At 65.0% G+C, this 12,963-nt stretch carries 12 protein-coding genes; 7 read left to right on the forward strand and 5 right to left on the reverse strand.

Annotation, left to right across the window (positions count from 1 at the left end):
* Positions 1-11: 11 nt before the first annotated feature.
* The 5 genes from J3481_RS08670 to J3481_RS08690 are packed head-to-tail and all read left to right on the forward strand — an operon-like array spanning position 12 to position 5,277.
* Positions 12-947: a carbohydrate ABC transporter permease gene (locus J3481_RS08670; RefSeq protein ID WP_206831647.1), complete on the forward strand. Its 936-nt coding sequence runs from the start codon at positions 12-14 to the stop codon at positions 945-947.
* On the forward strand, positions 944-1,771 hold the full coding sequence (locus tag J3481_RS08675; RefSeq protein ID WP_206831646.1) for a carbohydrate ABC transporter permease: 828 nt from the start codon (positions 944-946) through the stop codon (positions 1,769-1,771). Before J3481_RS08670 ends, J3481_RS08675 begins: the two co-directional genes overlap by 4 nt.
* Positions 1,772-1,814: 43 nt before the next feature.
* Positions 1,815-3,146 (forward strand): ABC transporter substrate-binding protein, encoded by a 1,332-nt coding sequence (locus J3481_RS08680; RefSeq protein ID WP_236011441.1) that lies wholly within the window; start codon positions 1,815-1,817, stop codon positions 3,144-3,146.
* 31 nt (positions 3,147-3,177) lie between these two features.
* On the forward strand, positions 3,178-3,951 hold the full coding sequence (locus J3481_RS08685; RefSeq protein WP_206831645.1) for a glycerophosphodiester phosphodiesterase: 774 nt from the start codon (positions 3,178-3,180) through the stop codon (positions 3,949-3,951).
* A 60-nt stretch (positions 3,952-4,011) separates the two neighbouring features.
* Entirely contained in the window at positions 4,012-5,277 is a 1,266-nt protein-coding gene (locus tag J3481_RS08690) for a phospholipase D-like domain-containing protein (RefSeq protein WP_236011442.1), read from the forward strand.
* 87 nt (positions 5,278-5,364) lie between these two features.
* Here the strand turns inward: J3481_RS08690 and J3481_RS08695 are convergent, their stop codons facing one another.
* Entirely contained in the window at positions 5,365-6,792 is a 1,428-nt protein-coding gene (locus J3481_RS08695) for an NAD(P)/FAD-dependent oxidoreductase (protein ID WP_206831643.1), read from the reverse strand.
* Between the two features lie 178 nt (positions 6,793-6,970).
* Here J3481_RS08695 and J3481_RS08700 point away from each other — a divergent pair, with 178 nt between their 5' ends.
* Positions 6,971-7,324, forward strand: coding sequence for a DUF4406 domain-containing protein (locus tag J3481_RS08700; RefSeq protein ID WP_206831642.1), 354 nt, complete (start codon positions 6,971-6,973; stop codon positions 7,322-7,324).
* Between the two features lie 35 nt (positions 7,325-7,359).
* Here the strand turns inward: J3481_RS08700 and J3481_RS08705 are convergent, their stop codons facing one another.
* Positions 7,360-7,956, reverse strand: coding sequence for a thymidine kinase (locus tag J3481_RS08705; RefSeq protein WP_206831641.1), 597 nt, complete (start codon positions 7,954-7,956; stop codon positions 7,360-7,362).
* A gap of 46 nt (positions 7,957-8,002) precedes the next feature.
* Positions 8,003-8,935 carry an oxidoreductase gene (locus J3481_RS08710; protein WP_206831640.1) on the reverse strand — a complete coding sequence of 311 codons (933 nt, stop codon included), beginning with the start codon at positions 8,933-8,935 and terminating at the stop codon, positions 8,003-8,005.
* 86 nt (positions 8,936-9,021) lie between these two features.
* On the opposite strand from J3481_RS08710, the gene J3481_RS08715 reads away from it, so the two are divergent.
* The gene (locus tag J3481_RS08715; protein ID WP_206831639.1) at positions 9,022-10,143 is read left to right on the forward strand and encodes a transglutaminase domain-containing protein; all 1,122 of its coding nucleotides are present in this window, start codon (positions 9,022-9,024) and stop codon (positions 10,141-10,143) included.
* Here J3481_RS08715 and J3481_RS08720 read toward each other — a convergent pair.
* Together J3481_RS08720 and gmk are read right to left on the reverse strand one after the other, a co-directional pair.
* Positions 10,128-12,083 (reverse strand): sensor histidine kinase, encoded by a 1,956-nt coding sequence (locus J3481_RS08720; RefSeq protein WP_206831638.1) that lies wholly within the window; start codon positions 12,081-12,083, stop codon positions 10,128-10,130. The genes J3481_RS08715 and J3481_RS08720 overlap by 16 nt on opposite strands.
* A gap of 12 nt (positions 12,084-12,095) precedes the next feature.
* Entirely contained in the window at positions 12,096-12,890 is a 795-nt protein-coding gene (gmk, locus tag J3481_RS08725) for a guanylate kinase (RefSeq protein WP_236011444.1), read from the reverse strand.
* Positions 12,891-12,963 lie beyond the last annotated feature (73 nt).

Here is a 12,963-nt window from a genome sequence, read left to right on the forward strand (position 1 = left end):
GGAGGGCGCTCGTGGCCAAGGCCGCAGAAGCCGTGATCGCACAGGTGGAAGCAAAGCGGAGCACCAGGCGGCGCCGCATGTCCTTGCAGATGACGGGCGTCGCGATGATGGCGCCCGCGCTCTTCTTCCTGATGGCTTTCGTGTTTGTGCCGATGGGCTGCGCGGTATACCTGAGCCTGTATCAATCCACCCTGTACACGCCGAAACCGGTGTTCGCCGGCCTCGCGAACTACGCACACCTGTTCTCCGCGCCGGACTTCTGGCAAGCGGCCGCCAACACGGTCTGGCTGGCCGTCGGGATGATGGCGTTGTCGCTTCCCGCCGCGCTGCTCTTGGCTGTGCTGTTGAATCAGCGCATCCGCGGCCGGGCGGTGTTTCGCGCGGCCATCTTCGGCCCGTACGTGATCCCGCTCGTGAGCTCAGGCCTCATCTTCTCCCTGCTCTTTGCCACCGACGGCGGGCCGGTGAATCTCGCCCTGCAACACCTCGGCCTGTCGCCGGTCAACTGGCTCGGCCAGGCTCGCACGGCCCTTTTGTCGGTCCTGATCCTCACCGCATGGCAGTTCACCGGATATTACGCCATCATCTTCCTCGCAGGGCTGCAGAGCGTGCCGTCCTCCCTCGTGGAGGCGTGCCAGGTGGATGGCGGCGGGCGCTGGCAGGTGTTCCGGCACGTCACGCTGCGGGCGCTCGGGCCGAGCCTGTTCTTCGCCGTCGTCATCTGCCTCATCCAGACCTTCCAGACCTTCGATCAGGTCTACGTGATGACCGGCGGTGGGCCGGACGGCGCGACCACCACGTTCGCGTACTACATCTTTGAAAAGGGATTCCAGGCGTTCAACATCGGCGAATCCTCCGCGGCGAGCGTCGTCCTGATCCTCGTGCTCGCGTGCCTGTCGTACCTGCAGATGCGCGCGAGCCGCCGATGGGTGGTGGAGGAGTCATGAAGGTCCAGCACATCCTCAAGGCGGCGACCTACGCCGCGCTGTCCGTGGCGGCCGCCGCCTGTCTGGCGCCCGTGTACTGGATGATCCGCACGTCGCTCATGCCCACGAATGGCCTGCTTTCGCCCGCGCTGTGGCCCGCGCACCCCGCGTGGAGCAATTTCGTGGCCGCGTGGCGCGCCCAGCCGTTTCTCCTCTACCTGTGGAACAGCGTGTTCACAAATGGCGCCATCGTCGTGCTTCAGGTGATCACGTCCTCGCTCGCCGCGTACGCGCTCGTCTTTATCCCGCTGCGCGGCAAGCGCTGGCTGTTTTTCGCCGTGCTCGTGGCCATGATGGTGCCCATGCAGGCGACATTCGTCCCTGTCTACACCATGCTGTCCGCGGTGCATCTCATCAACACGTACGGCGCGCTCATCCTGCCGTACGCCGGATCCGCCTTCGGCATCTTTCTCATGCGCCAGGGCTTCCTCACGCTGCCGCGCGACATCGTCGACGCCGCCAGGGTGGACGGGGCGAGCGAATGGTGGATCCTGACGCGCATCGTGCTGCCGAACAACAAGCCGACCATCGTGACGCTCGTGCTGCTCAACTTTGTCTATCACTACAACAGCCTGTTCTGGCCGCTCGTAGCCACCAACACCACCAACATGCGCGTCGTGCCGGTCGCCCTCTCCTATTTCCTGACGCAGGACGCCGGCCAGACGCTGCAGTGGAACGACGCGATGGCATTTGACATCTTCGCCGTCGCGCCAGTCGTGATCCTGTTCCTCATCGGCCAGCGCTACTTCATCCAGGGCGTGGCCCAGACGGCCGTGAAGGGATAAACACACCGCGCTCCCCTGGGGCGCATACGTTGGAGGCGAAACGATGATGAAGCGAGATCGACTGTGGAAAACGGGCGCTCTGCTGGCCCTCGGCCTTGTGGCCACGGGATGCGGTACCGCCGCGGCACCGTCCGGCGGACAGACCCAGACGGCGGGCGCGAGCCGCGCGGCGGCGTCGAGCCAGCCCGTGACCATCACCTTCTGGTACGGCGTCGGCACGACGCTCAGCCAGGACATTCAGCAGATGGTGCAGGCGTTCAATCAGACCCACCCAGGCATCAAGGTCGTGGCGACCTACCAGGGCAGCTACTCGGGCGGCGGTGAAGAGCAACAGAAGCTGCTCGCAGCCATCAAAGCGGGCGATCCGCCCACCATTGCGCAGATTGAGGTGCACGCGATGCCGGTCTTTGCGGCGAGCGGCCAGCTCCTCGATCTGACCAGCCTCATGCAGTCGTCGAGTGTCGACAAGCCCTCGAACTTCCTGCCGGGCATTCTCGTGTCGACGCAGTACCAAGGCCGCTATTACGCGGTGCCGTTTAACCGCAGCGTGCCCGTGCTTTACTACAACAAGACGCTCTTTGCGAAGGCCCACATCGCTTCGCCGCCCGCCACCTGGGCGCAGCTCGCGGCCGACGCGAAGAAGCTCACGCAGGGCTCCGGCTCGAACAAGATCTACGGCTTCGAGCCGCTCGTCGACTGGTGGCCCTGGGAGTACGCGGTGGAGTCGGGTGGCGGCTCCATCCTGTCTCCCGATTTGAAACGAGCCACCTTCGACGAACCGCCCGCCCTGTCGATCCTCGAGACCGAACAGTCGCTGGTGAAGCAGGGGTACGCCAAGGTGGAGACGGGACCAAACTATTGGGATCTGATGACCCAGGATTTTATCAGCGGCAAGGTCGCCATGGACATTGACTCCATCGGCAGCGCCGGCAAAGTGACCAAGGGCGTCGGCAATCAGTTCCAATGGGGCACCGCGCTTCTGCCTCGGGGCAAGTCGCTCGCGGTCCCACCGGGCGGCGGCGATCTCGCCATCTTCAAGGACGCCACGCCTGCGCAGCAGAAGGCCGCCTGGACGTTCATCCAGTGGTGGACTGCTCCCAAGCAGTCGGTGCAATGGTCGACGGAAACCGGATATCTACCCGTGCAGAAGGCGGACCTGAACGATCCCACCTATCAGGCGTACCTGCAGAAGCACCCGCAGTACCGGACCGCCATTGAAGAGCTTCGGTATGAGCACCCGTCGCCGGAATCGCCCGCGTATCTCGCCGTGCTGCAGCCGGTGCAGCAGGCCCTCCAGGGCATCTTTGACGAAGGCAAGCCCGTCGCAGCCACGATGCAGCAGGCCGCGCAGGCCGCCGATCAAAACCTCGGTTGAGAGTTGCGTCATACGACAGGGAGGCATCCCCATGATCCGAGAACTGCTGATGCGCGACGACACGCTCTTCATCGCTCACCGCGGCGCGTCCGCGGAATGCCCGGAAAACACGCTGCCCGCCTTCGCGCGGGCGGCGGAGCTCGGCGCCGACATGATCGAGCTGGACGTGCGCCTGACGGGCGACGGAAGCCTCGTCGTCCTGCACGATCCGACCGTCGATCGGACGACGAACGGCAGCGGCCTTGCCGCCGACATGCGGCTCGCCGATCTGCGCAAGCTGGACGCCGGATCGTGGTTCGACGCCCGCTTCCGCGGCACGCTCATCCCCACGCTCGACGAGGTGTTTGCCACCGTTCCTCACATGTGCCTGAACATCGAGCTCAAGACCAGCCCCGTGGCGCACACCCGTCAGCTGATTCGCCGCGTGCTTGGCGCCATCTACCGCCACGGCGCGCGCGATCGCGTCCTCGTCTCTTCGTTCGATCACGCCGCGCTGGCCGAGGTCCGCCGCTTCGATCGCGACATCGCCATCGGCGTCCTCTTCACAGGCCGCCCGCTCGAGCCCATTCAACTCGCCGAGCGGCTCGGGGCGCAGAGCCTGCACCCCGACATCGAGCATCTGGATCCGCTGTTTGTGGCCGAGGCCAAGGCGCATCACCTTGCGGTCTACGCTTGGACCGCGAAAGACGAACGGGCGGTGGCCCACGCCCTCGCCTGCCAGGTGTCGGGCATCATCCTGGACGATCTCCATCTCAAAGAAGCCGTCGCCAAGGAGCTCTCCTCCCCCACGTCGCCGTCCGCGTGATGGCCCTGGAGCGGATCTGATACAATCGGATCACCCATGTTCACAGGAGGAGCGATACCGTTGAAGAACCGTCGGCTTCGTCTGAGGCTCGCAGCTCTCATGGCGCCCGCCCTGTTGGCGTTGACCGCGTGCGGCCAGGCGAACACGGCCTCTCGGGGCCTCGCAACCGGCGCGGCGCCATCCCCGGCGAACGGGGCCGCGTCCGTCGCGGCAGAGGCCAGCCGCTTCACGTGGATCGCGGAGCCCGGCGCCGGATCGGCCCCTTGGGTGAACGCGATTCAGCAGGCGCATCAGAGCGTCGATTACAACGTCTACCTGCTCACGGACGAAAACATCGCTGCCGCACTCAAGCAGGCTGCCGCGCGCGGCGTGACCGTCCGTCTGATCCTGGACAGCCACCCGTACGACTTCCCCGACGCGGTGGCGAAGGAACTCGCCCTGTTCCGCGGCTCCAAGGTCCAGGTGAAGACCTGGTCGCCATCCTCCACCAGCTACGATCACGCCAAGTACCTGGTGGTCGACGGCCGCCTGGCCATCGTCGGATCGGCCAACGCCACCTACTCCGCCATGGACGGCAGCGCCAACCTGGAGGACAACGTCGAGGTTCAGGGCGGCGCCATCCCGGCCGATCTCGACGCGCTGTTTCAGGCGGACTGGTCGGGGCGCCCGCGCCCGAGTCTGCCTGCCGCGCTGATCGTCTCGCCGGGATCGGCCAAGGCGCTGGCCGACCAGATTCGCCAGCCCGGTCCCGTCATGATGGCCGAGGAGGAGCTGTACGACGCGCCCGACGTCATGGCGGCGATGGAAGCGAAGGGGCGCCAGCTCGAGCTTTTGCTGCCGGCCTCCATCGACAGCGAAGAAATGGCGAACGCCCGCATGTTGCAGAGTCACGGCGTGCAGGTCCGCCTCCTGTCTTCGCCGTACGTTCACGCAAAGTTGATTGTGGGCACGGAGGCCGCGTTCATCGGCAGCGAGAACCTCTCGGCTGGCTCGCTCGACGACAACCGCGAGGTCGGCCTCGTCGTCACGGAGCCCTTCGTGCGCGCGCAGGCCCAGGCGTGGTTCGCCCAGTATTGGCAGAAGGCGAAGCCCTTGTCGGGTGCGGCCGGATCGTCCAGTGCAGGCAACACGAGCCGTTCCGCGAGCGGATCGTATCCGTACCTGCCGCTCGGGATCTCGCAAGCGGAGGCGCGGGCCAAGTGGGGCGCTCCGTCGTCCGTCTCGACCACCACGTATCGCGGCAGGCCGGAGACGGTGTGGACCTATCCGAACGGCGCGCGCCTGTATTTCGACCAGAGCGGCAGGCTGGTGCACGTCTCGCGCTGAGACCGGCGCACCGGCGCACGGAAAAAAGGCCCAAGGCCATCCGAGGCCCTGGGCCTTTCTCATGCGCGCGACGGATACGCTCGACGATCACGCGTCCCGCTTCGCGATCTGCCGGGCGACGTGCACCCCGCACGACGCCGCCTGTGAAATGCCGCGCGAGATGCCTGGGCCGTCCCCCGCGCAGTACAGGCCGTCGATCTTCGTCTGCAGATCCGGGCCCACGTCCGCCCGCGCCGCGTAGAACTTCGCCTCCACGCCGTAAAACAGCGTGTGATCGCTCGCAATGCCAGGCGTCACCTTGTCGAGCGCCTCGATCATCTCCATCAGGGCCACCATCGTCTTGTACGGAAGCACGAGGCCGAGATCGCCCGGAACCGCCTCTTTGAGCGTCGGCTCGACAAAACCCTCGCGGATGCGCTGCGGGGTGGATCGCCGGCCTTTGCGCAGGTCCCCGTATTTCTGGACGATAATCGACCCGTTCGACAGCTCGTTCGCGTGCCGGCAGATGCTTTTGGCGAACTCGTTCGGCTTGTCGAACGGCTCGGTGAACCGGTGGCTGACGAGCAGCGCAAAGTTCGTGTTCTGCGAGCCGAGCGCCGGATCGTGATACGCGTGGCCGTTCGCCGCCATGACGCCCGTGTGGTTCTCGATCACGACGTGCCCGGACGGATTGGCGCAGAACGTCCTCACCATGAGGCCCGTGGCCGGCGACTGGAACAAGAACTTCGCCTCGTACAGGTGCTCGTTCAGCTCCTGCATCACCACGTTCGACGTCTCCACCCGCACGCCGATGTCCACCTGGTTGTTGGTCATCTTGAGCTTGTGCCGCCGGAAGAGATCCGACAGCCACGTCGCGCCGTCGCGGCCTGGCGCAAGCAGCACATAGCGGCTTTTGACGATCTCGCCGCCCCGCAGGACGACGCCGCCGACGCGATTTTCCTCGACCACGATGTCCTCGACGAAGGTGCGGAAACGGAGATCGATGTGGCGCTCCAGATGCTCAAACAGCGACTGGATGAGCTCCAGGTTCTTGTCGGTGCCGATGTGGCGCACGCGGGCGCGCAGGAGCTTGAGCCCGGCCGCCATCGCCCGCCGCTCGATGGCCGCCACCGCGGGCGTGGACGGATCGGTCACGACATCCGGCGCCCCGTGTCGGAGGTTGATGCCGTCCACGTACTCGATGAGCGACAGCACCTCAGACGCCGGCAGGTACTCCGTCAGATAGCCGCCGTATTCGGCCGTGATGTTGAACTTGCCGTCCGAAAAGCTGCCCGCCCCGCCCGCGCCGTTGATGACTCCGCAGGCCGGCCAGCAGCTCGCATACGTCTTGATCTTGTTCGGCGGAGGGCACTTGTCGATCCGCCCCTCCATGATGGGGCAGTGGCGAAACCGCGCCTCGACGCCCTTGTCGATGAGGAGCACCTTCAGCTTCGGCGCCTTCTCCACCAACTCGTAGGCGGCGTAGAGCCCGGCCGGCCCCGCGCCCACGATGATCACGTCATAATGCTCTGCCATAAGGGTCCTCCTCGCGATCGCGGCCGTCAGCACGCGCGGCACTTCCGCGCGCCGCGATCCGAACGTTCATTTTACTCAAGAAGCGAACGTTCGCCAAGGAGCGCGCCTCACCGCCTCGCTTGACTGCGAACATATGTTCGTCTACAATGCTTCTAAACGTTCGAGGAGGCGAGACCGCGTGAAATGCGTCTATTTGTCCGGACCGATGACCGGTTTGCCCCACGGAAACCGCCCCGCGTTCATGGAGGCGGCCCAAGCGCTCCGCGCCCGGGGCTTGACCGTCGTGAACCCGGCGGAATACGGATCGCCCGAAGACGATTGGTATGCCGCCATGCGGCGAGACATCCGCATGCTCATGGACGCGGACGCTGTGGTGACGCTGCCTGGATGGGAGCGCTCGAGAGGCGCCCGGCTGGAAGTCTACGTGGCGAGTCAGCTGAACATGCCGGTGTACACGCTCGCCGCATGCCTCCGCGCAGCGGATGAGGACCTGGCCCGGGCGCCCGCGGTGCAGCTGTTGCTCGAGATCTGAAACGACATCGCGCGCCAGCCCTGCCCGTACGCGCTTCAAGGCCCCGTGGCGCGCATCAGCCCCTCCACGTCGGGATGGAAGTAATGCTTGCGGCAGACCGACTTGTAGAGATCGTTGCCGCCCACTTCGATTTGCTCGCCCTCGTACACGGGCCGCCCATCCTTCACCTTCAGGATCATCGTCGCCTTCCGGTCGCAGCCGGGGTGCGCGCAGATGGTCTTGATCTCTTCGATGCGGTCGGCCCACAGGATGGCGGCTTCGCTGCCCTCGAACAGGCGATTGCGGTAATCCTTCAGGAGGCCGTACATGATGACGGGGATGTCGAGATCGTCCGCCACGCGCGCCAGCTGTTGCACGTGGTAGGCGCGCAGAAACTGCACCTCGTCCACCAGCACGCAGTCGGGCATCTGCTCCTTGACACACTCGAACAGATCGGTGTCTTCGTCGACGACCACGGCCCGCTTGGCGATGCCCACCCGGGACGCGATGACGCCGCGGCCGTACCTGTCATCGATGGCCGGCGTGAACAGGGCCACCTTTTTACCCTGTTCCTCATAGCTGTGCGCGACGGTCAGCAGTTGAATGGACTTGCTGGCGTTCATCTGTCCAAATCGGTAGTACAACTTGGCCACGTCTATCCCTCTTTCTGGATCCCGAAAGCGCGGGACGGCGCGCGGTTCATTCGTCCTCGAGCGCGTACCAGGCGTCGCGGGGGATGCCCGCCATCTCGAGCGAGGCGGTCCAGAGTTCGCGCGCCGCGGCGAGATCGCGCGAAGCCGGCGAAGAGGAGACCACCACCGGGTAACCTCGGCTTCCCCGGTCCGGGCCGATGTATTCGCCTCCGGCGAGATCGGGATGGGTGGCGGCGTACAGCGTGGGGAGCGCGCCCATTTCGCTCGGCTGTGCGAAGCGGTTGACCAGTCTGGCGACGGGCTTGGCCCAAGCGCTTTTCAGCATGCCGTTTTCCACGAGGGATGTCGCGGCAAATCCGGGATGGCAGGCGATGCTCTTCAAGGGAAGCCCTCTCTGTTTCAGCCGGCGGTCGAGCTCATACGCGAACAGGAGGTTGGCGAGCTTGCTCTGCGCGTAACTCTCGAATCGACGATAGCGCCCGCGGCCTCGGACATAGGCGAGATCCAGGTGTTTTGCCATCTGGTGCGCCATGCTGCTCACCGTCACGACGCGCGCCCCGGTCGTACCCGCGAGCACGGGGAGGAGTTGCAAGGTCAAGGCGAAATGGCCGAGGTGATTGGTGCCGAACTGAAGTTCGTAGCCTTGCCGCGTGGTGCCGTACGTCGTCGCCATGACGCCCGCGTTGTTGATGAGCAGATCCAGCGGATGGCCCGCCGACACCACCGCCTCCGCAAACGCGCGGACGCTGTCGAGATCGGCCAGATCGAGCAAGCGGACCTCGATGTCCGCGTTCGGCGCCTCCGCCAAGATGCGCGCCTTGGCATCTTCGCCGCGCTCGCGGTTGCGAACCGCGAGCGTCACTCGGGCGCCTCGCCCCGCAAGCGCGCGAGCCGCCTGCCATCCAATGCCGCTGTTCGCGCCGGTGATGATCGCCCACTTTCCCTTGAGACTCGCCATCTGATCCGCCGTCCACGCCACGCGCATCCCTCCGCCCAACGATGTCTACTCTTCATACTACTCCATCGGCGGGAATCGGGATAGACTGAAGACCTGGAGGTGTTCCGGTGAACGACTGGGTGGAGTGGATGCTTTGGGCGATTGTGGCGGCATCGGCGGCGGCAGGCTTTGGCCGCGGCTTTGAGCGAGAATCGAGGAAGTTGTTGCTGACCGCCGCGTGGGTCGCCGAGATCGCCGTTTCGTCCGCGGCCGCATTTGCCATCAGCCGAGCCCTTCGCAACCTCATCCTGAAGGATGGGCGAAGCCCCGACATGCCCGGCTGGCTTGCTCATCTGGCGGCCTTTTGGCAGCAGTCGCCGCGGCTTTGCAACTGGATTGCCTTCCTCGCGGTGTATTGGGTCGTCTCCTCCCTGGTGGGCGCGCTCGTCAGGCCGCTCGGCACGATTTGGATCCGGCCGCGCGGGCGGGTTGGCATCCTGAGCCGCACCGGCGGCTTGGCCATCGGCGCCGCGCTCGGCGCCTTGCGCGCTGCGGCGGTGGGAGCTTGTCTGTTCGTCGTCCTCCAGTACGTCTCGGCGCCGGCGCTCGCCCGCGCCGCAGCGTCTTCGCCCGCGTATCGTTGGCTGTCGACCCGGATGTACACGCCGTGGCTTCGGCCCCTCGCGGAGCGGGAAATGCCCGTTTTGGCCAAGGGCGCCGCGCAGACCGTCGCCGCCGACATCTCGCTGTTCGTCGTGCCGACCGGCCCGGGCGAAGAAACCGGGATCCTCGTCGTGCCAAAGCCGGTGGCGGAAAAGGCCCTGGCCATCACGCGCGGTTTGACGTCCCCATACGCCAAGGCGCGCGCCTTATACGAATGGGAAATCCATCACGTCCACTACGACTGGAAGAAATACGACGATTACGTCGACGACGGCCGATGGGACGCGCAATCGCCGCTCACGACGCTCGAGACGGGCAAGGGCGTTTGCGCGGACTACGCGCTCCTCTACGCTGACATGGCGCACGCCGTTGGCCTCACGGCCCGCATTGACGAGGGCCTGGCCATCGCCGGCGGCGTGGAAGGCTCCCACGCGTGGAACGAGGTGTGGATCCCAGATCAGCGCCGCTTCATCCTGGTCGACACCACATGGGGCTCCGCGCAGGACGAGTGGTTCGACGTGCCGCCCGCCTCCTTCGATCAGACGCACAAGCTGACGACGCGCATCACCATCTACGCGTCCACCTGAATCGGCGCGTGCTTCAGCGGCAGCCGCATGCGAATGTGCGTGCCCTGCGGGCTCGACTGCACCACGCCGACCGTGCCGCCGTGCGCAATGGCGATGAGCCCGCAGAACGTGAGCCCAAGTCCAAGCCCGCCCTTTTTCGTGGAACTGTACGGCATGAAGATCCGATCCCAGTGTTCGCGCGGAATGCCGACGCCTGTGTCGATCACGTCGATGTGAAGCTCCTCATTCTCGATTCGCACGGTCACGTCGACTTCGCGGCGGACGCGATCGTCCGGAATGGAGTCGATGGCGTTCTTGACGAGGTTCACGACGGCGCCGAACAGCTTGTCTCCGTCCACGTCGAGGTGAACATGCCGCTGGCCGGTCTCGTTATGGAACGCCAGCCTCACGCCCCGGGCCTGGGCCATGGATGAACACAGCCCCACCGCGTCCGAGACGAGCCGAACGACGTCGCGCCGCCGGACGGTCAGCATGCCGTTGCGCAAGAACGCCGTGAAGTCGCGCGCAATGCGGTTGGCGTATTCCGACGCAGACCGCATCCGCTCGAGGATCTCGCGCGACTTGTCGCCGAGATTCGGCTCGAGCCTTGACAAGAGCTCCGACATCTGCCGAATCGCCGCGAGCGGCGTGCCCAGCTCGTGCACCAGCGCCTGCGCGGCCATCACCAGGTAATCCACGCCTCTCCCCCGCTCGCGGCGGGTGAGCTCGCGGAGATAGTCCACCAGCTTCTCGGACATCTCGTTGACGTGGGCGGCGAGCACCCCGATTTCGTCCGATCGCGCCACATCGACATGGGCGGCGAAGTTCCGATCGGCGATCTCGTCCACGGTCTCCGTGATGCGCTTCAGCGGCCGCGTGATGAGTTCCGCGCCGACGAACGACAGCACGGCCGTCAGGACGAGAAGCGCGCCGCCCAAAAGGGCCATGTCGTGCAGGAGGTCGGCCAGCTGGGCCGTGATGAGGCGGTAGTTCATGACGATCTCGACGACGTAGCGGGCGCCCTGCTCGGATTCGGGCACAAACGCCTTCAGGACCGTCGTGCCGCCGACGCGATCGAGGGCGGTCTGCATGTGCCCCGTGGAGAGCGCGCGGTTCTTGAGGCGCACGTCGAGATCATGGTCGGCGTAGCGATAGCTCCCGTACATGACGGGCTGATTGGCGATGTCGATCCAGGAGACGCCCTTGTACGAATAGCGGACAGGCTTCTCGTCAAACGTCCTGTTGAGCACCGCGATGGACAGGATGTCGGGCTCGGTCGCCAAAATGTGGCGAATGGTGCTGTTGACGCTGACCACCTGTTCATATCCAGGAATGGAGGTCTGCACGTAGAACGGATCGATGATGTAGTCCGTGGAGCCGTCGTAGTAGTACCCCCACTTGTCGACCTTGGACGGATCCGAGGCGGCGTTGGCAAACGGCCCGGACCAGTAGTCTTTCCCGGCCGTACCGTACGTGGAAGCCTGCGGCCGCCCCGCGAGGAGATCGCGGAAGGCGATGTACCACTTGCCCATTCCGCGGGTGGAGAGGCCGACTTCCCGCGGATCCGACGAGCGGACGCCGACGATGTCGTCCGCCGTGGGGGCGAGCAGCGTGATGCCGCTCACGCCGAGTTGGGCGGAGAGCTGCCGCAGTTGCTCGTTCGTCACGTCCCGCCAGTGCGGGGGCAGCTGCTTTTCAATCGCGATGGAGGCGATGCGCAGTTCGTTGCCGAGCAGATTGTCGATATAGGCCTGGCCGGATTCGCTCGACTCGACCTCGAGGTCGATCTGCTGCGCGAGGAGTTGGGCCTGATTGTCCGCACTCTTCAGCATCTGCTGCCGCGCGGCGGTGTAAAACAGCGCTCCGCCGAGGGAGAGCACGACAAGCATGGCGCCGAACAGGATGAAGATGATCTTGTAGCGCAGCGAGAAGCGCACGCGGGGATGAGCGTTCACGCGCATGGTGTCCCGCCTTTACGCGTGCTTTCTCGTACACGTGCGAATGATGTGGGCGAGTTCCGCCGCGGCGGTCGCCACGTCGTCGTTGAAGATGAGGAAGTCGAACCGATCGGAGAGCGATTCCTCGTATTTGAGGCGCTGCATGCGAATACGGATGTCCTCCTCTTTATCCCCTCGGTGATGCAGCCGGCCTTCGAGATCGTCGAGACAGGTCGGCCGGACGTAGATCAGGATGACGCGATCGCCAAACACTCGTTTCATGTTCAGCGCGCCGTTGACGTCGATATCCTTAATGATGATCCGGCCTTCGTTCAGCGCGCGCTCGTAGCTCAGCAGGTGCGTGCCATAGAGATTGCCGTGAATCGTCTCGTATTCGAGGAACTCGCCCCGCTCGGCCATGCGCATGAACTCCTCGCGGGACACGAAGTAGTACGGGTTCCCGTTCGTCTCGCCGGGGCGCATCGGCCTCGTGGAGAACGAAGGGATGAACGTCAAGCCGAGATCGTAGCGATCCCGGAGCGCGTTGATCAGCGTGTTTTTTCCTGCCCCGGACGGCCCGGAGAGGATGAAGAGCAGGCCCTTCGTATGCGTCTCCCCCTCTGGTTCGTAGGTCATGAGATCGGATAATCTGCACGAGAGCGCGTCGCAGATCCTCTGCAACACCCGCAGGTCCACGCGGGTGATGGCGTTCTTTTTCATGGCGTACAGTGTGTTTTTGTTCACGCCGGAGCGTTTCACCAGATCGGGAATTTTCCAGTTCCGTTCAGAGAGGAGCCGATCGAGGTGAAAGCGAATTTCACGCACGGGCATCCATCCCCGCAGGCAAGTTTCTAATCAGTATACTGAGTTCGGATGCAATTGTACAGGCATCGTTGGACAAGAG

Origin of the sequence: Alicyclobacillus fructus, from assembly GCF_017329605.1 — a bacterium.
Classification (GTDB): domain Bacteria; phylum Bacillota; class Bacilli; order Alicyclobacillales; family Alicyclobacillaceae; genus Alicyclobacillus; species Alicyclobacillus fructus.